Origin of the sequence: Streptomyces sp. B6B3, assembly GCF_039871525.1 — a bacterium.
In the GTDB taxonomy this organism is placed as follows: domain Bacteria; phylum Actinomycetota; class Actinomycetes; order Streptomycetales; family Streptomycetaceae; genus Streptomyces.
The window spans coordinates 227,850-250,014 of the sequence record NZ_JBDPLU010000011.1; the positions used below are offsets into that span (position 1 = coordinate 227,850).

The 22,165-nt window shown below is 72.8% G+C and carries 17 protein-coding genes and 2 pseudogenes; 8 read left to right on the forward strand and 11 right to left on the reverse strand.

What is annotated here, in order from left to right:
• Window positions 1–255: 255 nt before the first annotated feature.
• On the forward strand, window positions 256–486 hold the full coding sequence (locus tag ABGB06_RS23260) for a DUF397 domain-containing protein (RefSeq protein WP_347592464.1): 231 nt from the start codon (window positions 256–258) through the stop codon (window positions 484–486).
• Between the two features lie 226 nt (window positions 487–712).
• On the opposite strand, the gene mqnP is transcribed toward ABGB06_RS23260, so the two are convergent.
• Together mqnP and ABGB06_RS23270 are read right to left on the reverse strand one after the other, a co-directional pair.
• The gene (gene mqnP / locus ABGB06_RS23265; protein ID WP_347592466.1) at window positions 713–1,654 is read right to left on the reverse strand and encodes a menaquinone biosynthesis prenyltransferase MqnP; all 942 of its coding nucleotides are present in this window, start codon (window positions 1,652–1,654) and stop codon (window positions 713–715) included.
• Window positions 1,651–3,102 carry a menaquinone biosynthesis decarboxylase gene (locus tag ABGB06_RS23270; protein WP_347592468.1) on the reverse strand — a complete coding sequence of 484 codons (1,452 nt, stop codon included), beginning with the start codon at window positions 3,100–3,102 and terminating at the stop codon, window positions 1,651–1,653. The genes mqnP and ABGB06_RS23270 overlap by 4 nt, the downstream gene beginning before the upstream one ends.
• Before the next feature lie 85 nt (window positions 3,103–3,187).
• On the opposite strand from ABGB06_RS23270, the gene ABGB06_RS23275 reads away from it, so the two are divergent.
• Complete coding sequence (locus ABGB06_RS23275) at window positions 3,188–3,664, forward strand: PLD nuclease N-terminal domain-containing protein (protein WP_347592470.1); 477 nt, start codon at window positions 3,188–3,190, stop codon at window positions 3,662–3,664.
• A gap of 69 nt (window positions 3,665–3,733) precedes the next feature.
• Here ABGB06_RS23275 and ccsB read toward each other — a convergent pair whose 3' ends face one another.
• From ccsB to hemL, 6 genes are all read right to left on the reverse strand, one after another.
• On the reverse strand, window positions 3,734–4,852 hold the full coding sequence (gene ccsB / locus ABGB06_RS23280) for a c-type cytochrome biogenesis protein CcsB (protein WP_347592472.1): 1,119 nt from the start codon (window positions 4,850–4,852) through the stop codon (window positions 3,734–3,736).
• On the reverse strand, window positions 4,849–6,711 hold the full coding sequence (locus ABGB06_RS23285) for a cytochrome c biogenesis protein ResB (RefSeq protein ID WP_347592539.1): 1,863 nt from the start codon (window positions 6,709–6,711) through the stop codon (window positions 4,849–4,851). Before ABGB06_RS23285 ends, ccsB begins: the two co-directional genes overlap by 4 nt.
• Before the next feature lie 443 nt (window positions 6,712–7,154).
• Complete coding sequence (locus tag ABGB06_RS23290; protein ID WP_347592474.1) at window positions 7,155–7,937, reverse strand: cytochrome c biogenesis protein CcdA; 783 nt, start codon at window positions 7,935–7,937, stop codon at window positions 7,155–7,157.
• A 7-nt stretch (window positions 7,938–7,944) separates the two neighbouring features.
• Window positions 7,945–8,559 (reverse strand): TlpA disulfide reductase family protein, encoded by a 615-nt coding sequence (locus ABGB06_RS23295; protein ID WP_347592476.1) that lies wholly within the window; start codon window positions 8,557–8,559, stop codon window positions 7,945–7,947.
• 77 nt (window positions 8,560–8,636) lie between these two features.
• The gene (locus ABGB06_RS23300) at window positions 8,637–9,281 is read right to left on the reverse strand and encodes a histidine phosphatase family protein (protein ID WP_347592478.1); all 645 of its coding nucleotides are present in this window, start codon (window positions 9,279–9,281) and stop codon (window positions 8,637–8,639) included.
• Between the two features lie 55 nt (window positions 9,282–9,336).
• Complete coding sequence (gene hemL, locus ABGB06_RS23305) at window positions 9,337–10,668, reverse strand: glutamate-1-semialdehyde 2,1-aminomutase (protein WP_347592480.1); 1,332 nt, start codon at window positions 10,666–10,668, stop codon at window positions 9,337–9,339.
• Between the two features lie 136 nt (window positions 10,669–10,804).
• On the opposite strand from hemL, the gene ABGB06_RS23310 reads away from it, so the two are divergent.
• The 4 genes from ABGB06_RS23310 to ABGB06_RS23325 all read left to right on the forward strand — a co-directional run bounded on the left by ABGB06_RS23310 (window position 10,805) and on the right by ABGB06_RS23325 (window position 14,875).
• Window positions 10,805–11,380, forward strand: coding sequence for a hypothetical protein (locus tag ABGB06_RS23310; protein ID WP_347592482.1), 576 nt, complete (start codon window positions 10,805–10,807; stop codon window positions 11,378–11,380).
• Between the two features lie 212 nt (window positions 11,381–11,592).
• On the forward strand, window positions 11,593–12,363 hold the full coding sequence (locus tag ABGB06_RS23315; protein WP_347592484.1) for a DUF3558 domain-containing protein: 771 nt from the start codon (window positions 11,593–11,595) through the stop codon (window positions 12,361–12,363).
• Between the two features lie 126 nt (window positions 12,364–12,489).
• Entirely contained in the window at window positions 12,490–13,320 is an 831-nt protein-coding gene (locus tag ABGB06_RS23320) for a DUF3558 domain-containing protein (RefSeq protein ID WP_347592485.1), read from the forward strand.
• An 85-nt stretch (window positions 13,321–13,405) separates the two neighbouring features.
• The gene (locus ABGB06_RS23325; protein WP_347592487.1) at window positions 13,406–14,875 is read left to right on the forward strand and encodes a DUF2637 domain-containing protein; all 1,470 of its coding nucleotides are present in this window, start codon (window positions 13,406–13,408) and stop codon (window positions 14,873–14,875) included.
• Here ABGB06_RS23325 and lysS read toward each other — a convergent pair.
• Both lysS and ABGB06_RS23335 read right to left on the reverse strand, forming a co-directional pair.
• Window positions 14,869–16,596 carry a lysine--tRNA ligase gene (lysS, locus tag ABGB06_RS23330; protein ID WP_347592541.1) on the reverse strand — a complete coding sequence of 576 codons (1,728 nt, stop codon included), beginning with the start codon at window positions 16,594–16,596 and terminating at the stop codon, window positions 14,869–14,871. The two genes, ABGB06_RS23325 and lysS, sit on opposite strands and share 7 nt — an antisense overlap.
• A gap of 222 nt (window positions 16,597–16,818) precedes the next feature.
• Window positions 16,819–17,853: pseudogene (locus ABGB06_RS23335) on the reverse strand (serine hydrolase); the annotation flags it as partial.
• 110 nt (window positions 17,854–17,963) lie between these two features.
• Here ABGB06_RS23335 and argS point away from each other — a divergent pair.
• Both argS and ABGB06_RS23345 read left to right on the forward strand, forming a co-directional pair.
• Window positions 17,964–19,724 (forward strand): arginine--tRNA ligase, encoded by a 1,761-nt coding sequence (argS, locus tag ABGB06_RS23340; RefSeq protein ID WP_347592489.1) that lies wholly within the window; start codon window positions 17,964–17,966, stop codon window positions 19,722–19,724.
• A 326-nt stretch (window positions 19,725–20,050) separates the two neighbouring features.
• A pseudogene (locus ABGB06_RS23345) lies at window positions 20,051–21,259 on the forward strand (S8 family peptidase); the annotation flags it as partial.
• Window positions 21,260–21,401: 142 nt separating this feature from the next.
• Here the strand turns inward: ABGB06_RS23345 and ABGB06_RS23350 are convergent.
• On the reverse strand, window positions 21,402–22,157 hold the full coding sequence (locus tag ABGB06_RS23350) for an SDR family oxidoreductase (RefSeq protein WP_347592491.1): 756 nt from the start codon (window positions 22,155–22,157) through the stop codon (window positions 21,402–21,404).
• Window positions 22,158–22,165: the final 8 nt, after the last annotated feature.

The window sequence follows — 22,165 nt, forward strand, 5'->3', positions numbered from 1 at the left end:
GGGCGGGCCACCTGACTCGATCGGAGGAGAGTGTCCGGATCGTAGAGAATCGACCTGTGTCGAAGCAACGCCCTGTTGACACGTTGTCAACGCTGGTACATCAACGTCGCCGTGACGAGACGCCTGCTCACCCCGGCGCGCGCAGCGCGCGTGCTTCCTTCACGCCGGCGCATCCGCTGGCACCCCCGCGCGATGGGGGTACGGTGAGTCCGAATCGGGGTGGCGTGGGGCATCGACGCAGGAGGGCAGCAGGGCATGTCGCAGATCACGCCCGAGCAGGCGGCGCGGCTGGAGTGGATCCGGGCCGAGGTGGAGGACGGCAGTGACGAGCACTGCTTCGAGGTGGCCGCGGGCGAGGGCGACCTGATCCACATCCGGCAGACGGACGAGCCGGAGAAGATCGTCACCACGACGCAGGCGAAGTGGCACGCCTTCGTGCTCGGCGTGCAGAACAACGAGTTCGACCACTTCGCCGAGGAGGCGTAGGCCTTGCCGGCCGGGGCCCGCGGCCCGGTCATTCGCCCCTGACCCTGGGCCCCGGGCCGGGGCCCCGGGCCGGGGTCCAGGGCCGGGGTCCCGGAGGCGCCCAAGCGCCGGTCATCAGTCTCCCGGGCACCGGTCCGACGTCAGGCCGCGGTCAACCCCATGGCCCGGGACCGGACTCCGGGCCAGAGCAGGACGCGCGAGGGCCTGCTCGGACGTTCCGGCCCCGTCAGGGAGCCAGGCCGCGGGCCGCCAGGTCGAGGAGGGCGAACGCGAAGAGGCTGATGCCGACGAATCCGTTGACCGTGAAGAAGGCGCGGTTCACGCGGGAGAGGTCCCCGGGACGGACGAGGGAGTGCTCGTAGACGAAGGCGCCGGCCACCACCAGCAGCCCGACCCACAGGAGCGGACCGCCGTCCGTCGCCACCGCGTAGGCGACCAGCAGCCCGAGCGTCAGCGCGTGGCAGGCGCGCGCGCCGTACAGCGCGCCGGCGATGCCGAACCGGGCCGGGACCGAGCGGACCCCGTGCGCGCGGTCGGCGGCCACGTCCTGGCAGGCGTAGATCAGGTCGAAGCCGCCGATCCACAGGCCCACCGCGAGGCCCAGCAGCACCGCGTCCCAGGACCAGGCGCCGGTCACCGCGAGCCAGCCGCCGATCGGGCCCATGGCCTGGGCCAGGCCCAGGATGGCGTGCGGGAAGTCGGTGAACCGCTTGCCGTAGGGGTAGACCACCATGGGCACGACGGCGACCGGGGCCAGTGCCAGGCAGAGCGGGTTGAGCAGCGCGGCCGAGCCGAGGAAGACGGCGAGCGCCACCAGCGCCCCGGTCCACGCGGCGCGCACCGAGACGGCGCCCGTGACGAGCTCGCGCCCCGCGGTGCGCGGGTTGCGGGCGTCGATCTCCCGGTCGATGACCCGGTTCGCCGCCATGGCGAAGGTGCGCAGGCCGACCATGGCGAGGGTGACCAGCAGCAGGTCGGCCCAGCGCACCGTCTCGTCCGCCGGGTCGGCGGCCTCGCCGGCGAGGAACATCGCGGTCAGCGCGGCGATATACGCGAACGGCAGGGCGAAGACCGAATGCTCGATCATCACCAGGCGCAGGAAGGACCGGACGGGCCCGCGCTCCGGGGCCGCCGGCACGCCGGACGCCGGCGACGCCTCGGCGGTCACAGGCCGTACTCCTTCCAGCGGCGGGTGACTCGTTCCGCCACCTCGGAATCCGAGACGATCATCCGCGGCCAGCCGCCGTCCCTGGTGTAGCCCTCCTCCGGCCATTTGGCGGTCGCGTCGATGCCTGCCTTGCCGCCCCAGAACTGCTGGTACGACGCGTGGTCCAGATGGTCCACGGGCCCCTCGGTGAGCAGCAGGTCGCGCGCGTAGTCCACGTTGCCGAGCGCCCGCCAGGCCACCTCGTGCAGATCGTGCACGTCGCAGTCGGCGTCTACCACGATCACCAGCTTGGTGAGCGACATCATGTGGGCCCCCCACACCGCCGACATCACCTTCTGGGCGTGTTTGGGGTACTTCTTGTCGATCGAGACGATGGCGCAGTTGTGGAAGCCGCCCGCCTCGGGCAGGTGGTAGTCGACGATGTCGGGGACGATCACCTTCAGCAGCGGCAGGAAGAAACGTTCCGTGGCGCGGCCGAGCGGACCGTCCTCGGTCGGCGGCCGGCCGACCACGATCGACTGGAGCAGCGGCTTCTTCCGCGTGGTGACGCAGTCGATGGTCAGGGCGGGGAACGGCTCCTGCGGCGTGTAGAAGCCGGTGTGGTCGCCGAACGGGCCCTCCGGCAGCGTCTCGCCGGGCGTGAGCCAGCCCTCCAGCACCACCTCGGCGTGCGCCGGCACCTGGAGCGGCACGGTGAGGCAGTCGACCATCTCGACCCGCTTGCCCTGCACGAAGCCGGCCAACAGGTACTCGTCGATGTCGCCGGGCAGCGGCGCGGTGGCGGCGTACGTCACGGCGGGCGGGCAGCCGAAGGCGATGGCGACGGGCAGCCGCTCGCCGCGCCGGGCGGCCGTCTGGTAGTGGTTCCTGCTGTCCTTGTGGATCTGCCAGTGCATCCCGATGGTGCGCCGGTCGTGCCGCTGCAGGCGGTAGAGGCCGAGGTTGCGCACCCCGGTCTCCGGATCCTTCGTGTGGGTCAGCCCGAGGTTGAAGAACGAGCCGCCGTCCTCGGGCCAGGTGAAGAGGGCGGGGAGTGTGTCGAGATTCACCTCGTCGCCCTTGTGCACCACCTGCTGCACGGGGGCGCTGCGCACCTTCTTCGGCGGCACGTGGGTCATGGCGGCGAGCTTGCCGAACGCCTCGCGGACGCCGACGAAGCCGTGCGGCAGTTCGGGCTTGAGCAGGCCCGCGATCTTGTCGCCGATCTCGGCGTAGGAGTCGATGCCGAGCGCCTTCAGCAGCCTGCGGTCGGTGCCGTAGACGTTCATCGCCAGGGGCAGGTCGGAGCCCTTCACGTTCTCGAAGATCAGTGCGGGGCCGCCGGCCTTGTTGACCCGGTCGGTGATCTCGCCGACCTCCAGGTGCGGATCGACCTCGGCCTTCACACGTCTGAGGTCGCCGTCGCGCTCCAGCGACTTCAGCAGGGCGCGTAGGTCGTCGAATGCCATGGGTCACAGTATTCCGGACGCATTACGCTGGGCTTGTCAGGGGGCCTCACGCACGCCCCGGCCCGATTCGTCCTGGGGGACTACCATGCTCAGGGTGCTATTGCTCCTGGTGCCGCTGGCGCTCGCCGTGTACGCGTTGGTGGACTGCATCAGCTCCAAGGATGACGAGATCAAGCACCTGCCCAAGCTGGTGTGGATCCTGTTGATCGTGCTGGCGACCGTGGTGGGGCCGCTGGCCTGGCTCTTCGCGGGCCGGGACCGCGCCGCGCGGCGCGCCGCCCGGGGCGGTGGCTGGGTGGCACCGGACGACAACCCGGAGTTCCTGCGTTCGCTCGGCGAGGAGCGCCGCCCCGCGTCCGACGACCGGGACGGCAAGGACGACCCCGCGGACGGGGCGGACGGGGAGCAGGAGCTGCTGAAGGACTGGGAGGACGACCTGCGGCGCCGCGAGGAGGACCTGCGGCAGCAGGAGTCCCGGGACCGCAACGACCGGGGGGACGGCCACGACGGCGACGACGGCGTGGGTCCCTCGGACGCGCCGCCGCCCGGCGGCAAGTCCTGACGCGGGCCGCCCGACGGCCGCCCGACGCGGACGGCGCGACCGGGTTCGGCCGCGCCGGCGCGGGCGGGCTCAGGTGCCCGAGTACGAGTGCTTGCTGGTGACGAAGAGGTTGACCCCGTAGTAGTTGAACAGGAAGCACAGGAACGCGGCGATCGCCAGGTAGGCCGCCTTCCGGCCGCGCCAGCCCGCGGTGGACCGGGCGTGCAGGTAGCAGGCGTAGGCGGTCCAGGTGATGAACGACCAGACCTCCTTGGGGTCCCAGCCCCAGTAGCGGCCCCAGGCGGTCTCCGCCCAGATCGCGCCGGCCACGATGGTGAAGGTCCAGAAGGGAAAGACCGCCGCGTTGATGCGGTAGGCGAACTTGTCGAGCGTGGCTGAGGCCGGCAGCCGCTCCAGCACCGAGGTGGCGAACGCGCCGGGCCGGCGGCCGTCCTCGCCGTCGCCGACGGCGGCGAGCCTGGCCTCGTAGCGGTCGCGGAGCAGGAACAGCACGGTGGCGACGGCGCCGAGGTAGAACAGCCCGCCGCAGACGATGGCCAGCGAGACGTGGATCCACAGCCAGTACGAGTCGAGCGCGGGCACCAGCTGGGTGCTGTCGTTGTACAGCACGGTGACCGCCAGGCCCAGGTCGAGCAGCACGGTGGTGACCAGCGGCAGGCCCAGCCAGCGGACGTTCTTGCCGGCGAGCAGGAAGCCGAGGAACGCGCCGACCACCACCAGCGAGAACGCGGTGGAGAACTCGTACATGTTCGCCCAGGGGGCGCGCTCCACGGCGACCGCGCGGGCCAACACGCCGGCGAGGTGCAGGCCGAACGCGAGCACCGTCAGGGAGATGGCGATACGGCCGTACGCGTCGCCCTGTTCGTCGCCGCCGGCCGCGCCGGGGCCGTCGGGCACGTCGTCCCGTCCCGGGGTGGCGGAGCGGGTGACCACGGTGGGCCGCTCCAGCACGGCCGAGGAGCCGCCCTTGCGCACGGTGACGGCGACGCCACGCTGGGCCGGAACGTCGCCGGCGGCCGCACCCTTCTCGTCCTCGGAGAGGGCGGCGGCGGTCCTGGCGACCTTGCTGCGACTGCCGAAGACCCATTCGGTGATATAGGCGAGGAACGCCAGGGTGTATACGGCCATCGCCGAGTAGATCAGCAGGTTGCTGGTGTCGGCGAGACCCTCGTTCGCGGCGAGCGTCATGTCCGTGCTCCTTGCGCAGAGGCAGATTGGGCGGGATCAGAGGGGCTGGCGGGGTCAGCGGATTCGCCGGCGTCGCGGTCGGCGTCGGGATCGGGGTCGGGGTCGCGATCCGGATCGGACTCGGGGAGGGAATCGCGGTCGTCGTTGTCGGCGTCGCGGTCGACGTCGGCGTCGGGGTCGCCGTCTGGATCCGCGTCGGGGTCGGCAGCCACGGGCGCGGCGGGGCGCAGGGCGGCGGCGAGGTCGGCCAGTTCCTCGGGGATCCGCGCGGACTCGCTGCGGCCGAGGGAGGCCATCTCCACGACGGCGCCACCCGAGCCGTCCCCGGCGTCCCGCACCCGGACCCAGATCCGGCGGCGCTGCAGCAGCAGCGAGGCGGCGAGCCCGGCGACGGCGGCCAGCGCGCCGGCGAGCGCCCAGTCGTTGCCCGCCTTGGTGGAGACCTGGAACGTCGCCCACTCGTCGAGCCGCTCGAAGGTCAGCGTGCCCTTGCCGTCCGGCAGGTCGATCGACTCGCCCGGCAGCAGGTCGAAGCGGAAGATGTCGCCGTTCTCCTCCCTCAGCTGCTCCATGTTGTCGGTGTCGAGCTGGTAGACGTTCTGCGGCAGTCCGGAGTCGATGCCGAGATCGCCGTGGTAGCCGGTGAGGGTGAGCACCGGCAGGTCGGGCTCGGGGAACGTGGAGTGCGGGCCGCGCTGCGCGTCGATGGCGTAGGTGGGGTTGAAGAGGCCCTGGAAGCCGAGCTGGTCGGGCTCGCCGTTCTCGTCGAGGTAGTCGGGGACCTTGATGACGCCGGTGGAGGTGAACGCGTTGTCCTGCGGTAGGAACGGCACCGGGCCGTGGTAGGCGACCTGGCCCTGGCCGTCGGTGACGGTGACGACCGGGGCGTAGCCGTGGCCGAGCAGGTAGACCTTGGCGTCGCCGACCTCCAGCGGGTCGTTGACCTCGATCGACGCCTGCCGTTCGGTGTCCGGGTCGTCGCCGGTCCAGTAGCTGACGTCGGCGCGGAACTCGGTGGCGGTGCCGAGGTTGGGGCCCTCGCGGGAGTAGTCGTAGTGGAAGTCGTCGAGGGTGAAGCCGAAACGCTCCAGGTCGTCGACGTCGAAGAGGGTGCCGGAGGAGAAGTCGTCGTACTGCGGCAGGGAGTTGGAGAAGCTGTCGCCGCGGGCCACGAGCTTGCCGCCCTCGGAGGTGTAGAGCTGGCCGTAGGCGAAGGCGACCAGCAGCACGATGAGGGCGAGGTGGAAGACGAGGTTGCCGGCCTCGCGCAGGTAACCCTTCTCCGCGGCGACGTAGCCTTCCGAGCCGCCGCCGTCGGTGCGGAAGCGGCGCCTGCGCAGCAGCCGGCGGGCGGCGTCCAGGACCTCGGCGGGCTCGGCGTCGGTGCGCCAGGTGGTGTAGGCCGGCATCCGGTTCAGCCGGCGCGGGGCGCGCGGCGGGCGGCCGCGCAACTGGCCGACGAACTGCCAGCTGCGGGGCACGATGCAGCCCACGAGGGAGACGAAGAGCAGCAGGTAGATCGCGGAGAACCAGACCGACGAGTAGACGTTGAAGAGCTGCAGCGTCTCGTAGACGTCGGCGAGCGCGCCGTTCTCCCGCCGGAAGTTCGCCGCGGCGAGGGCGTCCACGCCGTCCTGGGGGACGAGCGAGCCGGGGATGGCGGCGAGGGCGAGCAGGAAGAGCAGTATCAGCGCGACCCGCATGGAGGTCAGCTGGCGCCAGAACCACCGGGCCCAGCCGAGGGCTTCCCGCCCGAACCAGGCGACGGCCCCGGCGCCGCCGGGGGCGCGCACACCGCCGAACGAGCCGGACCCTGCGGCACCCGCGCCGTCGGCCGTCCGCCGGCCGCCCGCGGCCACGTCGGTGTCCTCCACCGGCGCGGTGCTCAGGCCCGCGGAGGCCTCGGCCACGTCGTCCACGTCGCCGTCGGCATCGCCCTCGGCGCCCGCATCCGCTCCGCCGGGACGGTCCGCGTCGCGCCCCTCGGCGGCGGTCGTCCCGCCAGCCGACGCCGGTTTCGCGGCCCGCGCCTCGCGGGACCGGCCGCTCGCCGGCCCGGCTCCACGGTCGGCCTCCGCGTGCGCGTCGTCGGCGTCGGACGACGCCGACGACGCGCCGGTGCCCGCCGCGTCGCGACCCCCGGCGGGCTCGGCGGCGGACTCGGGACGCGCGCCCGCATCGCCCGCCCCGGCCGCGTCGCGGCCGCCTGCGGACGCCGGCTTCGCGCCGGCTTCGGGCTCGCCGTCGTCGGCCTTGCGCCGGCGGCGCCGGGGCGCCTTGTCGGGGGTCGCTGTCACTGCTCTCACATCCAGGGGTCGAACTCGGACGACCAGACGGTGAGGTCGTAGACCATGTCGTTCCAGATGCCGGTGACCAGCAGCAGTCCCGTGACCACCAGCATCGCGCCGCCGAGCCGCATCACCCACACGTAGTGGCGCTTGACCCAGCCGAACGCGCCGAGCGTCCGCCGGAAGGCGACCGCCGCGACGATGAACGGTAGGCCCAGGCCGAGGCAGTAGGCCACCATCAGCATCGCGCCGCGCCCCGCGGTGGCCTCGTTGAAGGCGAGGAAGTTGACGGCGGCGAGCGTCGGGCCGATGCACGGCGTCCAGCCGATGCCGAAGATCACGCCGAGCATCGGCGCCCCGGCCAGCCCCACCGACGGCCGGATGTGGAGGCGGACCTCGCGCTGCGTGAAGCGGCCCAGCACGCCGGTGAAGAGCCCGGTGAAGAGGAGGCCGAGCAGGATGGTGAGCACGCCGAAGACCCGCGCCAGGGTCTCCTGGTGCTCCAGCAGCCGGGAGCCGAAGCCGCCGAAGAAGGCGCCGAACGAGACGAAGACCGCGCTGAAGCCGAGCACGAAGAGCGAGGCGCCCAGCAGCATCCGGCCGCGCCGCGCGTCCCCCAGGTCCGCGCCGCCGACGCCGGTGACGTACGAGAGGTAGCCGGGCACCAGCGGCAGTACGCAGGGCGAGAAGAACGAGATCAGGCCGCCGAAGACCGCCACCGGCAGGGCCAGCAACAGGGCGCCGCTCAGGACCGTCTGGTTGGCCTCGGGAACGGCGGCCAGTGCCTCGAACGACATCGGCGGGTCACTTCTCGGTGGTGGCGGTCTCGGCGAGGACGGGTTCCAGCGCGGCGCGCAGTTCCTCCTCGGCGAGCGGTTTCAGGGCGCGGGCGGCGATCCGGCCCTCGCGGTCGATGATCAGGGTGGAGGGGATGGCCTGCGGGTTGAGCGTGCCGCTGGGGAACTCCAGCAGCAGCCGGCCGCCGGGGTCGAAGAGACTCGGGAACTGGACGTCGAAGGTGCGCTCGAAGGCCAGGGCGTTGGCCTGCTCCAGGTCCCTGGTGTTGACGCCGACGAAGCTGACGCCCTGGTCGGCGGTGTCCTCGGCGACGGTGACCAGGCCCGGGGCCTCCGCGCGGCACGGGGCGCACCAGGAGCCCCAGAAGTTGAGGACCACGATGTCGCCCCGGTAGTCCTCGAGACTCAGCTGCTCGCCGTCGAGGGTCTCCCCCGAGATGTCGGGGGCCGCGTCCCGGTCGGCGGCGGGGACCTGGGTGACCTCGCCGGTGCCCTGCACGATGTTGCTGTCGCCACCGGAGGGGCCCGCCTCGTCGCCGCCCGAGCAGGCCGTGAGTGATCCCAGCACGCCGGCCGTGGCGAGGACGGCGAGGGTCGCGAGCTTTGCCCGATTCTGGATCATGTGAAAAGTTTCCCATGCGTCCGGCAGCGATCTTGCCCGGCCCCCCGCTCCCCCGCGCGGGACCGGGAACGCGCTGCTCAGGCGCCGAATCCGGCGTTTCCAGGGACCAGGTCGCGGGCCGGCTCCGAATAGCCCACGGAGACGAGCTCGGCGCCGCGGAAGGTGAAGCTGGTCAGCGAGGCGAGGTTGCACTGGCGGCGGCGCGGGTCGTGCCACAGCCGGCGTCGCTCGACATGGCTGCGCAGTATCCAGATGGGCAGCTGGTGGCTGACGCAGACCGCCTCGTGCCCGGTCGCGGCCTCCCGGGCGGTGTCCAGCGCGGCGCGCATCCGCGCCACCTGGTCGAGATAGGGCTCGCCCCAGGAGGGGCGGAACGGGTTGCGCAGGTGGCGCCAGTTTCCCGGGTGCCGCAGGGCGCCGTCGCCGACGCCGAACGGTTTGCCCTGGAAGACGTTCGCCGCCTCGATCAGCCGCGGATCGGTCGCCACGGGCAGGCTGTGCGCCGTGGCGATGGGCTCGGCGGTCTCCTGGGCGCGCTCCAGCGGGGAGGCGACGACGTGGGTGACGTCGCGCCCGGCGAGGTGCTCGGCGACCCGGTCGGCCATCTTCCGCCCGAGCTCCGAGAGGTGGTATCCGGGCAGCCGGCCGTAGAGGACCCCGGTGGGGTTCTCCACCTCCCCGTGCCGCATGACGTGGACGACCGTCAGAGCACTGCTGGACATATCGACATATCTTTCAGCTTCCTTCTGTTCTTTCCTGTTACGTGCCGGTTCGTTCCTATTCCGCCGGCGGCGTCGCCTCGGCGGCGGCCCGGGCGGCGGCCGGCAGGGCGGCGGCGATCCGTTCGACGGCCTCCGCGTCGTGCGCCGTGGAGACGAACCACACCTCGAAGGCGGACGGCGGCAGGTACACGCCCTGCCTGAGCATGGTGTGGAAGAAGGCGCGGTAGCGGAAGGTCTGCTGGGCCCGGGCGTCGTCGTAGTCGGCGATCTCGGTCACCCCGGCGTCGGGGTCGGTGAAGAAGACGGAGAACATGTTGCCCGCCCGACCCGTGACGAACGCCACGCCCTCCTTCGTCAGGGCCTGGTCGACCAGGCCCACGAGCTCGTCCGCGGTGGCGTCGAGCCGGGCGTAGGCCGCGTCGTCGAGCAGCCGCAGCTGCGCCAGTCCCGCGGCGGTGGCGACCGGGTTCCCGGAGAGCGTGCCGGCCTGGTAGACGGGCCCGGCCGGGGCGAGGTGCTCCATGATCTCGGCGCGCCCGCCGAACGCGGCGGCGGGGAAGCCGCCGCCCATCACCTTGCCGAAGGTCATCAGATCGGGGGCCACGCCCTCGACGCCGTACCAGCCCTGCCGGCTGACCCGGAAGCCGGTCATCACCTCGTCGGAGACGAACAGCGCGCCGTCCCGCCGGCACAGCTCGGCGAGCCCCTCGTTGAAACCGGGGCGGGGGGCCACCACGCCCATGTTGCCGGCGACCGCCTCGGTGATGACACAGGCGATCTCGCCGGGGTGCGCGGCGAACGCGGCACGCACCGCGTCCAGATCGTTGTACGGCAGCACCAGCGTGTCCCCGGCCTGCGCGCCGGTGACGCCGGGCGTGTCGGGCAGCCCCAAGGTGGCGACGCCGGAGCCGGCGGCGGCCAGCAGCGCGTCCACATGGCCGTGGTAGCAGCCGGCGAACTTGATGATCTTCGCCCGACCGGTGTACCCGCGGGCCAGGCGGATGGCGGACATGGTGGCCTCGGTGCCGGAGGTCACCAGGCGCACCCGGTCGACGGGCGGGATCCGCGCGACGATCTCCTCGGCCAGCGCCACCTCGCCCTCGGTGGGCGTGCCGAAGGAGGTGCCCCGGGCCACGGCGGCCCGCACGGCGTCCAGCACGGCGGGGTGCGCGTGGCCGAGGATCATCGGGCCCCAGGAGCACACCAGGTCCACGTACGTGCGGCCGTCGGCGTCGGTGAGATACGGACCGGATCCGGACGCCATGAAACGGGGCGTACCGCCCACGGCGCCGAACGCGCGCACCGGTGAGTTCACGCCACCCGGCGTTACCGCTGCGGCGCGTGCGAACAGGGTCTGCGAAACTGGTGCTTCGTAGGATTCGGTCACGCGACCCATGGTGGCAGAGAGCCTCACACGTCTCGGTGTCCGGGCGTTTCACGGTCGCCTGGCGGGGGAGGTCTCTGAAACGATGATCGGGTTGAATCTGGTGCGCGGCCGGGGCCGCGCGTAGTCGGGTGGTGACATGCAGCGCGGTGGCGGATTGGGCGAGGGTACCGGGGACCTCGAGCCGGACCCCGTACCGCGCGCGCGTGCGCGCCGAGGTCGCCACCGTCGTCGCGCGGAGGGCGGCGACGGTGACTTCCGGGTTCGCGGCGGCCGCATGACGGTGACCTACAAGTACTTCGGCGCGCCCGACGGCGCCACCGCGGCCCGGGTGCCGCTGTCCATGCGGCCCGAGGAGCTGGGCGGGGACGAGTTGGGCCAGGGCGGCATGTTCACCCGCATCAAGCCCGAGACGATGGCGGCGATGGTGTTGACCGGCATCGAGGGGATACCCCTGCACCGGGTGCCCCCGTTGGAGCTGGTCGTGCTGCATCCGGACTACGCGGTCGTCAAGTTGCCGACCACGGTGGTGGACCCGCTGCGCGGCATCGGCGAGGAGACCATGGGCGCGGCGGCGTTCATCTGGTCGACCGTGCCGGACCGGAGCGGTCCCAGCGACGCGTTCGGGGTGTACAAGCTGCTCAACGAGTGGCAGGACTTCTCCCGCCGACTGCACGAGGCGGGCCACCAGCCCTACTGCCTGGTCTGGCCGTAGCTCCGCGCCGGTATGACCGTCGGGGGAACCCCCGTGTGCCGACGGCGTGGTGATGTCGTGCCGACATCGTGGCGGCGCCGTGTCGCCGCCGCGACAACGCGCCTCCCGACACCGCTTACCCGTCGCTTACTTGGCCCGACGTAGCCTCCGTGCGGTAGACATGTGCGCGAGCATCAGTCTTCAGACCACCAGGCGCAAGGGGAGGCCTACCGGTGCAGCGCAGCAGCGCATCCGTGATCTGTGGGGCGGTTCGGACCGCGCTGGCGGCGGCCGCCGCCGGCGCGCTGGTCGCCGGCTGCTCCTCCGGCCTGGACGGCACCGACGACGCGAGCGGCTCCACCCAGCCGGGCGGCGGCGCCGACTCGGCCGAGCCGGGTCGGTACTCGGCGCTGCCCGAGCCGTGCGACACCGTGGACGTGGAGACGCTGCGCGAACTGCTGCCCGGCGGCGACCAGGAGACGTACGAGGGCGAGCCGATGGAGACGTACGACACCGGGCGTCGGGCCGGCTGCGAATGGCGCGCCCCCGAGACCACGGTGCTGCGGGACCTCGCCGTGGACTTCGAGCGGGTGGTCTCCTACGACCCGGAGATCAGCGACGACGACCAGGCCGCGCTGGACTTCGAGACGCTGGCCGCCGAGGCCGGGATCTCGCTGGACGGTGCCGGCACGAACGACGACTCGGGCATCGGCACGACGACCTTCAGCGACGCGACGAGCGGCCACCCGACCACCCCGGGAGGCGAGCTGGCGCCCCGCCCGTTGGATGACATCGGTCACGTCGCGTACGTCGACGACCAGCTGACCAGCGACGACGACGGTGAGCGCCGCGAGGTGCAGGTGGCGTTCCGCAGCTCGAACGTTATCGTCACGGTGAACTACACCGTCTCGAACACGGTGGTGGGCGAGACGCCGGACAGCGCGTTGCTCCAGGACGGGGCACAGGCGGTGGCCCGGCAGCTCGCGGGCGGCTTCGACGACTGACCGGTCGACCGACCGGTGGAGCGTGCCGTGCCGCTGGCGCGGCGCCTCCCGGGCGTAGCGTTCCTCCCGGCGGCCCGACGCCGTCGCGCCACCTCCGTGCCCTGAGCCGACTGGAGCGACCACCACATGTCCCGAACCGTGCGCACCGCCCCGCGTGTCGTCGCCCGCTCACTGGCCTGGGCCGCCCTGCCCGTGCTGCTGGTGGCCGGGTGCACCGGCTCGCCGCCCGAGGACGACAACGCGGACGACCAGCAGGCGGAGTCCGCCGCGCCGACGCCCGAACCGGTGCGCTTCAGCACCCTCCCCGACCCGTGCTCGACGGTCGGCGGCGACACCATCGAGGAGGTGGTGCCGAAGGCCGAGCCGAAGAGCGGCGAGACGCTGAGCTCCAACGACACCAGCGCCTCGGGGGCCTGTCTGTGGAGCGGCCTCGACGACTACCAGTTCCGCTCGCTGACCGTCTCGCTGCGGCGGTTCGACTCGGACCCGGCCATCGGCAGCGGCGACGAGCGGGCCGCCGGCTACCTTGCGGACGTCGTGGGGGAGATCGGCGCCGACGACGCCAACACGGAGGTGGCCGAGGCGCAGCTCGCGGACCTCGGCGACGAGGCCACGTCGATCGGCTTCGAGGTGGTCAAGGAGTCGGACGGCGACGACCAGCGGTACCGGCAGCAGCGCGCCGTCTCCCGGGTCGGCAACATCGTGGTGACCGTCGACTACTCGGGCGCCGGCTTCGAGGGCGCCGACATGCCGAGCGCCGACCGGGTCAGGGAGAACGCCGAGACGGCGCTGTCCGCCGCGGTCGCCGCCGTGGAGGCCTCGGAGGGCGCGGCCCAGGACGACGGGCAGGACGACGGGCAGGGCGGCGAACAGGACGGCGAACAGGGCGGTGAACCGGGCCAGGACCAGGAGAACAAGGACCAGGCGGGTGGCCAGGGGGGCTCCGGGGACGCCTGACGCCTCACGAGTCGTTCTCCGTCCCTGACCGAACTCGCCAGGCTGGGCGCGTACATGACCTTGAAGCGTGTGCCAGGCTGTGCGCGTGGCCTCGATCAAGCTGACTCGCACCCACCGCCTTCTGGTCGGCATCGTGCTGACCGGTGCCGTGGTCATCGCCAGCATCGGCTTCGTCGGCTCCTACGCCGCCGTCCGGGACCTGGCTGAGGACAAGGGGTTCGGCGCCTTCTCGCCGTACTTCCCGATCGGCATCGACGCGGGCATCGTCGTGCTGCTCGCCCTGGACCTGCTGCTGACGTGGCTGCGCATCCCGTTCCCGCTGCTGCGGCAGACGGCGTGGCTGCTGACCGCGGCCACCATCGCGTTCAACGGCGCCTCCGCGTGGGGCGACCCGCTGGCCGTCAGCATGCACGCGGTGATCCCGGTGCTCTTCGTGATCACCGTGGAGGCCGCCCGGCACGCCGTCGGCCGGGTGGCGGACATCACGGCCGACAAGCACATGGAGGGCGTGCGGTTCTGGCGGTGGTTCCTCTCCCCCATCCCGACGTTCCGGCTGTGGCGGCGGATGAAGCTGTGGGAGCTGCGGTCCTACGAAGAGGTCATCACCATGGAGCGGGACCGCCTCGTCTACCAGGCGCATCTGCGCGCCGAGTACGGGCGCGGCTGGCGGCGGAAGGCGCCGCTCGACGCCCGGATGCCGCTCCGGCTGGCCCGCTACGGCGTGCCCGTGACGGAGGGCCGGGCGCTGGTCGACGAACGCCGGCCGTTCCGAATACCCGGCGCGGCCCCGCGCCCGGGTCTGCCGCCGGGGGAGCGCCGCGACGGCCGGTTGCCGGCGCGGGCCGAGGTGGCAGCGGAGGCGACGGCGCCGCATGCCGACCGGGACGCCGCGGGGGCCTTCCGGACCGAGCCAACGCCGGAGGCCGTACCGCATCCGCACGCCGCGGCCGAGCCGTACCCGGAGCCCGAACCGGTGTCAGAACCGGCGGCCGGACGACGGCTCGCCGAACCCGTAGCCGAAGCGTTCGTGGAACCGGTGGCCCAACCGGTGAGGGAACCGGCGCCGGAACCGGTGGTCGAGGCCCCGCCGCCGGCGCCGGATCCGGTGCCGCACCAGCCCGAGCTCCAGCCGCTGCCCGACCCCGCACCCGAACCGCGGGAGCCGGTCACCGTCCCGTTCGGGTCGGGAGACCGGCGCCGCCCGCTCGGGCAGGCGCCAACCAACGGCTACGCGCCGACCAACGGGTACCGCCACGCGGCCGAGCCCGAACCCTTCCCCGAACCCGAGCCGCTGCCCCAGCCGGAGCCCGAACCGGTGCCGGTCATGCTGCCGGAGGAGGACGCCGTCGATCTCGACGTGTACTACGCCGCCTACCTCCAGTACGTGCAGGAACACGGCGGCTTCCCCAACGCCCGGCAGCTGGCCCGGGTCCTGCACGAGCGCTTCGGCGTGACGGACGCCGACGGCGCGCTGCTGAACGAGGCGCACCTCCGCGCCCACCAACGCAGCCTCCGCGAGCGCTACCAGGCCGAGATGGGCGTCACCGGCTACTGAGGCGGCGTCAGCAGGTGCCGCGCCCGGTCCTCGCCGACGGCGAGGAGGAGGGTGGGCAGCCGCGGTCCGGTGTCCCGGCCGACGAGCAGCCGGTAGAGCAGCGCGAAGAAACCGCGCTGCGTCACCTTCAGCTCCGGCGTCGGCTTCGCCTCCATCGGCAGCCCGGCCTGGAGCTTGGGCACGCCGTACACCAGCGTCGTCAGCCCGTCCAGCGACCAGTGCTCGCCCAGCCGCTCGACCAGCAGCCGCAGCGACGCCCGCTGCGTGTCGTCCAGCCCGGCCAGCAGCTCCTCGTCCGGCTCCCGCCGGACCCGGGTGCGCTGCTCGGCCGGCATCTGGGTCTCCACCCAGCGCGCCGCCCGGTCGAGGCGCGGGCGCGTCTCGTCCAGCGAGGTGATCGGGTCGGCCGGGTCCACCTCGCGCAGGATCCGCAGCGTCTGCTCCTCGTCGCCGGTGGTGATGTCCAGCACCGAGGCCAGCATCCGGTACGGCAACGGGCGCGGCGTCGTCGGCAGCGAACCGCTCGCGGTGCGCACGGCGCGGGCGTGGGCGGCGGCGTCGGCCGGCTGCGCCGTGCCGCCCGCCACCTTCCGCACCAGCGCGTCCCATTCGTCGTAGGTGCGCTGGATCTCGACGTCGAAGGCGATCTTGAACGACTGGTTCGGCCGGCGCCGGGCGTACAGCCACCGCAGCAGCGGCGCCTCCATCAGCTCCAGCGCGTCGACGGCGATCGGCACCCCGCCCTTGGAACTGGACATCTTCGCCATGCCGCTGATGCCGACGAAGGCGTACATCGGGCCGATGGGCTGCTTGCCGCCGAAGATCTCCGACACCAGCTGGCCGCCCACCACCCAGGACGAGCCCGGCGAGTGGTGGTCGACGCCCGAGGGCTCGAAGACCACGCCCTCGTAGGCCCAGCGCATCGGCCAGTCCACCTTCCAGACCAGCTTGCCGCGGTCGAACTCGGAGAGCTTCACCGTCTCGCCGTGGCCGCAGGCGCAGGTGTACGTCAGCTCGGTGGTCTCGTCGTCGTACGCGGTGACGGTGGTGAGGTCGCGTTCGCAGACCGCGCAGTACGGCTTGTACGGGTAGTACCCGGAGTCGTCGGTGCCGCTGCCGTCGTCCTCGGCGGCGGCGCCGGAACCCTCCAGCGCGGTGCGCGCGTCGGCGTCCTCCGCGCCCTCCTCCGCCGCCGCCCCGGCCTGGTCCTGCTTGGTGCGGTAGCGACCCAGCACCGCGTCGATCCGGCGCCGCTCGCGCATCGCGAACAGCACCTGCTCGCGGTAGGCGCCCGACGTGTACTGCTCGGTCTGGCTGATGGCGTGGACCTCGATGCCCATCTCGTCCATCGCCGCGATCATCGGCGCCTTGAAATGCTCGGCCCAGGTCGCGTACGGGCTGCCGGGCGGCGCGGGCACCGAGGTCAGCGGCTTGCCGATGTGCTCGCTCCACGACGGGTCCACGCCCGCCGGGACCTTGCGGAACCGGTCGTAGTCGTCCCAGGAGAGCAGGTGCACGCAGTCGATGCCGCGCCGCCTGATCTCGTCCGCGACCAGATGCGGAACCATGATCTCCCGCAGGTTCCCCAGGTGGATCGGCCCGGAGGGGCTGAGGCCCGAGGCGCAGACCACTCGTTTGCCCGGCGCGCGGCGCTCCGCCTCGGCGATGACCTCGTCCGCGAGTCGGGAGACCCAGTCGGTCTCCTGGGTGGTCTGAGCCACTGTTTCGGTGCCTTCTGTGCGAGAGCCTGTACGAGTGCTCGGCTGGCCGGGGACGCGTCGGGGCGCCCCCTGACAGTCATTCTCGCACCCGACGGGCACCGCTCGGCCGGCCGGTGGGCGCAGCGCCCGGGCCAGCACCCCGGCGACCGCGCGGGTCGCCGCGTGCCGCTCCGGGCCGGCGGCGGCTCGGTCCCGGCTGGGGTGCACCCGGTTGGCCAGCAGCACCAGCAGCACGCCGGTGCGGGTGTCGGCCAGCAGCCGGGTGCCGGTGAAGCCGCCGTGCCCGAACGCGGTCGACGAGGCGAGCGCGCCCATCTGGTCCCGCTCGTTCAGCTGCCAGCCGAGGCCGCGGCCGGCGCCGTGGTCGGTGAGCATCGCGCGCGTCCACTCCTCGCCGAGCACCCGCACGCCCCCGTACGCGCCGCCGTTCAGCATCAGTTGACCCAGCACGGCGACCTCCCTGGCGGTGCCGAAGAGGCCGGCGTGACCGGAGACGCCGCCCAGATAGTGCGCCTTCTCGTCGTGCACCGTGCCGTGCACGACGCCGCGGCCGGTCCACGGCTGGTGCTCGGTGGCCGCGATCCGGGGCCGCAGCTCGGGCGGCGGGCGGAATCCGGTGTCGGTGAGACCCAGCGGCCCGGTGACGAGCGCGGCGAGCAGCTCGTGCAGCCGGGCGCCGGTGGCCCGCTCCGCGACCGCGCCGGCCACGATCATGCCGAGATCGGAGTACTCGTAGCTGCCGGGCGAGGCGAGCGGCTGGCCGGCTATCGCCGCGAGCCGCCCCGCGTCGTCGGGGAACGGGGCGAGGTCGAGGTCCGCCGGCAGGCCGCTGGAGTGGGTCAGCAGCGAACGCACCGTGAATCCCGGGTGGTCGGGGAAGCCGCCGAGATAGCGGCGGACGGGCGCGTCGAGGTCCAGCTGACCGAGCTCGGCCAGCCGCGTCAGCACCAGGGCCGTGTAGGGCTTGGTGAGCGAGGCCAGGTCGAAGACGGTGTCGGGCGTCACGGGCACGCGGTCCGCCGGCGGCAGCTCCACCACCGACCCGTCGCGCTCGCCCCAGCGCACGGCGTCGCCGCCGGCGGCGTACTCGACGACGACGCCGTGCCGCGCGACGAGCAGCACGAAGCCGGCGTACGCGCAGGGCTGCGTGCCGCCCGGCAGGAACGCGGACGCGGTGGGCAGCAGCCGCGCCACCTCGGCCGGGTCGAGACCGGCCTCCTCGGGGTGACCGTCGCGCAGCGGCCCGGGATCCGACATGTGGCACACGTTAGCCGCGGGGTCCGACACCGGCCTGCCGACGGACCGCGGGCCTCGGGCGGGCGGAAAAGCCCTGCGGGGCCGTCAGAGTCGCGTGGGATACTGCCCGCATGAGCCCGGTTTCCTCGCTGACCACCGCAGTCCACCAGCGCCTCGCCGACGCCCTGGCCGCCGCCCGGCCCGAGGCCGCCGACGCGGACCCGCTGCTGCGACCCAGCGACCGGGCCGACCTCCAGGCCAACGGGATGCTGGCGCTGGCCAAGCGGCTCAAGGGCAATCCGCGGGAGCTCGCCGGCCAGGTGGTGGAGCGGGTGAACAACGGCGACGTGATCGAGGAGATCGAGGTCTCGGGCCCCGGCTTCCTCAACATCACGCTGACCGACCGGGCCATCATCAGCACGCTGGCCGCGCGGGCCGCGGACGAGCGGCTCGGCGTGCCGCTGGTGGAGCACCCGAGGACCATGATCGTCGAGTACTCGCAGCCGAACGTCGCCAAGGAGATGCACGTCGGCCACCTGCGGTCCACGGTGATCGGCGACGCGCTGGCCCGCATCCTGGGGTTCCGGGGCGAGCACGTCATCCGGCGGAACCACGTGGGCGACTGGGGCACCCAGTTCGGCATGCTCATCCAGTACCTGCTGGAGCACCCGCACGAGCTGGACCACGAGGGCGGCGAGGGCGGCGACGCCGCGATGTCCCGGCTGAACCACCTCTACCGGGCCTCCCGGCAGGTCTTCGACGCCGACCCGGAGTTCAAGGAGCGGGCCAGGGCGCGGGTGGTGGAGCTGCAGAGCGGCGACCCCGAGACCCTGGCGCTGTGGCAGCGGATCGTCGACGAGTCGAAGATCTACTTCAACGCGATCTACCGGCGGATGGACGTGCTGCTGACCGACGACGACCTGGTCGGCGAGAGCGCGTACAACGACGACCTGGCCACGCTCGCCGAGGAGCTGGAGTCCTCCGGGGTCGCGGTCCGCTCGGCGGGCGCGCTGTGCGTGTTCTTCGACGACGTGCGCGGCGCGGACGGCGAGCAGGTACCGCTGATCGTGCGGAAGGCCGACGGCGGCTTCGGATACGCGGCGACCGACCTGGCCGCGGTCCGGCAGCGGGTCGGCACCCTGGGCGCGGAGACCATGCTGTACGTGGTGGACGCGCGGCAGGCGCTGCACTTCAGGATGGTGTTCGAGACGGCCGGGCGGGCCGGCTGGTTGCCCGAAGGGGTGGCGCACCACCTGCCGTTCGGCACCGTGCTCGGCAAGGACGGCCGGCCGTTCAAGACCCGGTCGGGCGAGGTGGTGCGGCTCGCCAGTCTGCTGGACGAGGCGGTGGAGCGGGCCGCCGAGGTGGTGCGGGAGAAGGACCGGGACGACCGGCTGAGCGCGGCGGAGGTCGCCGAGCGGGCCGAGCAGGTCGGCATCGGCGCGGTGAAGTACGCCGACCTGTCCACCTCCCGCTCCCGGGACTACGTCTTCGACCTGGACCGGATGGTCTCGCTCAGCGGCGACACCAGCGTCTACCTGCAGTACGCGTACGCCCGGATCCAGTCCATCCTGCGGCGGGCCGGGGACACGGCGCGGGCGTCGGCGCATCCGGAGCTGCCGCTGGCCCCGGCGGAGCGGGCGCTGGGCCTGCACCTGGACTCCTTCGCCGAGACGCTGGACGCGGTCGCCGAGACGTACGAGCCGCACAAGCTCGCCGGGTACCTCTACACCCTGGCCACGCAGTACTCCGCGTTCTACGAGAACTGCCCGGTGCTGGCCGCCGAGGACCCGGCCACGGTGGCGAACCGCCTCTTCCTGTGCGAGCTGACGGCCCGGACGCTGCGCCTCGGCATGTCGCTGCTCGGCATCCACACGCCCGAGCGGCTCTGACGCCACGAGTGCCCGCCGGTGGTCAACCGCCGGCGGGCATCGGTCTGTTTCGCTTACTTTCGTGCAGCTGTGCCTGCACGAAGGGCACATGACGTTCTCGTGACGGGCCGATCTCCTTCCCCACGTGCCCTTGCCGAGCCGCTCAGGTGAGCGAATGATGACGCATCGACGGTTCGTCATCCGTCGGGCACCGGTCGGCACGTGCGCCGGCCGGAATGTCATGTCCGGATCATCTCTGCTCTGTGTCTTCAGGCACCACCTCAGGCACCACCTCAAGGAACTGCGCGACCCCACATCGGTGCACCACCCATGAGGAGGACCCCTCCATGGCAGCGATGCGTTCCACGCGGGCCAGGGCCGCGGCCACCGCCGCGGCACTGACCCTCGGCATCAGCCTCTTCCTGCCCGCGACCGCCGAAGCCGGCGGGACCGACCACCACGACGTCACCGACCTGATAGCCAACGCCGGCGCGCCCGGCACGGTCGACGACAGCTACCTCGTGATCCTCGAGGACTCCGCGCTCCGCGCCGGGTCCGCCCGGGCCGAGACCCTGGCCGAGTCCTACGACGCGGAGATCACCAGCACCTACCACCACGCGCTCAACGGCTACGCCGTCGAGGCCAGTGAGGAGGAAGCACTGGCCCTGGCCGCCGACCCCGCCGTCCGCGAGGTGGTGCAGAACCAGGTGGTGCGCGTGGCCGAGACCCAGAACGACCCGCCCTCCTGGGGCCTCGACCGCATCGACCAGCCGAGCCTGCCGCTCGACGACTCCTACACCTACCCCGACCAGGCCGGCGAGGGCGTCACGATCTACGTCCTGGACACCGGGATCCGCTACGGCCACGTCGACTTCGAGGGCCGGGCCTCGTTCGGGTTCGACGCCTTCGGCGGCGACGGCAGCGACGGCTACGGCCACGGCACGCACGTGGCCGGCACGGCCGCGGGCGCCACCTACGGCGTCGCCAAGAGCGCCGACATCGTCTCGGTGAAGGTGCTGGACGACACGGGCTACGGCACCACCGAGACCGTGGTGGCCGGCATCGACTGGGTGACCGCGAACGCCGACGGGCCCGCGATCGCCAACATGAGCCTGGGCGGCGGCGCGGACAGCGTGCTCGACGCGGCGGTCAGCGAGTCCATCGCCTCCGGCGTCGCCTACGCCGTCGCGGCCGGCAACAACTACGGCGCCAACGCCAGCCGCTACTCCCCCGCCCGGGTCCCCGAGGCGATCACCGTGGCGTCCAGCACCAGCACCGACTCCCGGTCCAGCTTCACCAACATCGGCTCGCTGGTGGACCTCTACGCCCCGGGCAGCAGCATCGCCTCGGCGTGGAACACCAGCGACACCGCCAGCAACACGATCTCGGGAACGTCCATGGCGGCCCCGCACGTGGCGGGGGCCGGCGCCCTCTACCTGGCCACCGACCCGACGGCGACCCCGTCGGAGGTGCTCGCCGCCCTCCAGGCCGCGGCGCTGCCGAACACGGTCAGCAACCCCGGAGGCTCGACGACCGGTTCGCTGCTGCACGTCGGCTGACCGACCAGGACGGCACGACCGAACGGCCGAACGGCCGAACGACACAACGCGCCCGCCCCGGACCGCGGCACTCCGCGGCCCGGGGCGGGCCCTCGTTCGTCCGGCGTCAGACCGCCGGCAGACCGCCGGCAGGCCGCCCTCAGCTGGTGCGGTACACCCTGGTGTTGGACGCCTGGGCGCGCGGACGCACCACCAGCAGGTCCACGTTGACGTGCGGCGGGCGGGTGATCGCCCAGGTGATGGTCTCCGCCACGTCGTCGGCGGTCAGCGGATCGGGAACGCCCTCGTACACCTTGGCCGCGCGCTCCGCGTCGCCCCCGAAGCGGGTCAGCGAGAACTCCTCGGTGTGCACCATGCCGGGCGCGATCTCGATGACCCGCACGGGCTGGCCCAGCAGTTCCAGGCGCAGCGTCTCCGCGAGCACGTGCGCGCCGTGCTTGGCCGCGACGTACCCGCCGCCGCCCTCGTAGGTGGCGTGCCCGGCGGTGGACGAGACGACGACCACGGTGCCGGCGCCCGAGTCGACCAGGGCCGGCAGCAGCGCCTGCGTCACGTTCAGCACGCCCACGACGTTGACCTCGTACATCGTCCGCCAGTTGGCCGGATCGGCGTCCGCGACGGTCTCCAGGCCGAGCGCGCCGCCGGCGTTGTTGACGAGCGCGTCGCAGCGGTCGAGGCCGGCGGCGAAGGCGTCCACGGCGGCCCGGTCGGTGACGTCCAGGACGTGCGCCTCGGCCTCCTGGCCGGCCCGTGTCAGCTCCTCGGCCAGCGCCTCGATCCGGTCGGCCCGGCGGGCGGCCAGCAGCACCCGGTAGCCGGCGCCGGCGAGCCACCGCGCGGTGGCCGCCCCGATGCCGCTACTGGCTCCCGTCACGACGGCGACAGGCGAACTCATCTGTGTCT

Coding starts and splice junctions, on each gene's coding strand:
- ABGB06_RS23260 (WP_347592464.1), top strand. CDS start 256: ATGTCGCAGATCACGCCCGAGCAGGCGGCGCGGCTGGAGTGGATCCGG.
- ABGB06_RS23270 (WP_347592468.1), bottom strand. CDS start 3,102: ATGGCATTCGACGACCTACGCGCCCTGCTGAAGTCGCTGGAGCGCGAC.
- ABGB06_RS23275 (WP_347592470.1), top strand. CDS start 3,188: ATGCTCAGGGTGCTATTGCTCCTGGTGCCGCTGGCGCTCGCCGTGTAC.
- ccsB (WP_347592472.1), bottom strand. CDS start 4,852: ATGACGCTCGCCGCGAACGAGGGTCTCGCCGACACCAGCAACCTGCTG.
- ABGB06_RS23290 (WP_347592474.1), bottom strand. CDS start 7,937: ATGTCGTTCGAGGCACTGGCCGCCGTTCCCGAGGCCAACCAGACGGTC.
- ABGB06_RS23295 (WP_347592476.1), bottom strand. CDS start 8,559: ATGATCCAGAATCGGGCAAAGCTCGCGACCCTCGCCGTCCTCGCCACG.
- ABGB06_RS23300 (WP_347592478.1), bottom strand. CDS start 9,281: ATGTCCAGCAGTGCTCTGACGGTCGTCCACGTCATGCGGCACGGGGAG.
- ABGB06_RS23310 (WP_347592482.1), top strand. CDS start 10,805: ATGCAGCGCGGTGGCGGATTGGGCGAGGGTACCGGGGACCTCGAGCCG.
- ABGB06_RS23320 (WP_347592485.1), top strand. CDS start 12,490: ATGTCCCGAACCGTGCGCACCGCCCCGCGTGTCGTCGCCCGCTCACTG.
- argS (WP_347592489.1), top strand. CDS start 17,964: ATGAGCCCGGTTTCCTCGCTGACCACCGCAGTCCACCAGCGCCTCGCC.
- ABGB06_RS23350 (WP_347592491.1), bottom strand. CDS start 22,157: ATGAGTTCGCCTGTCGCCGTCGTGACGGGAGCCAGTAGCGGCATCGGG.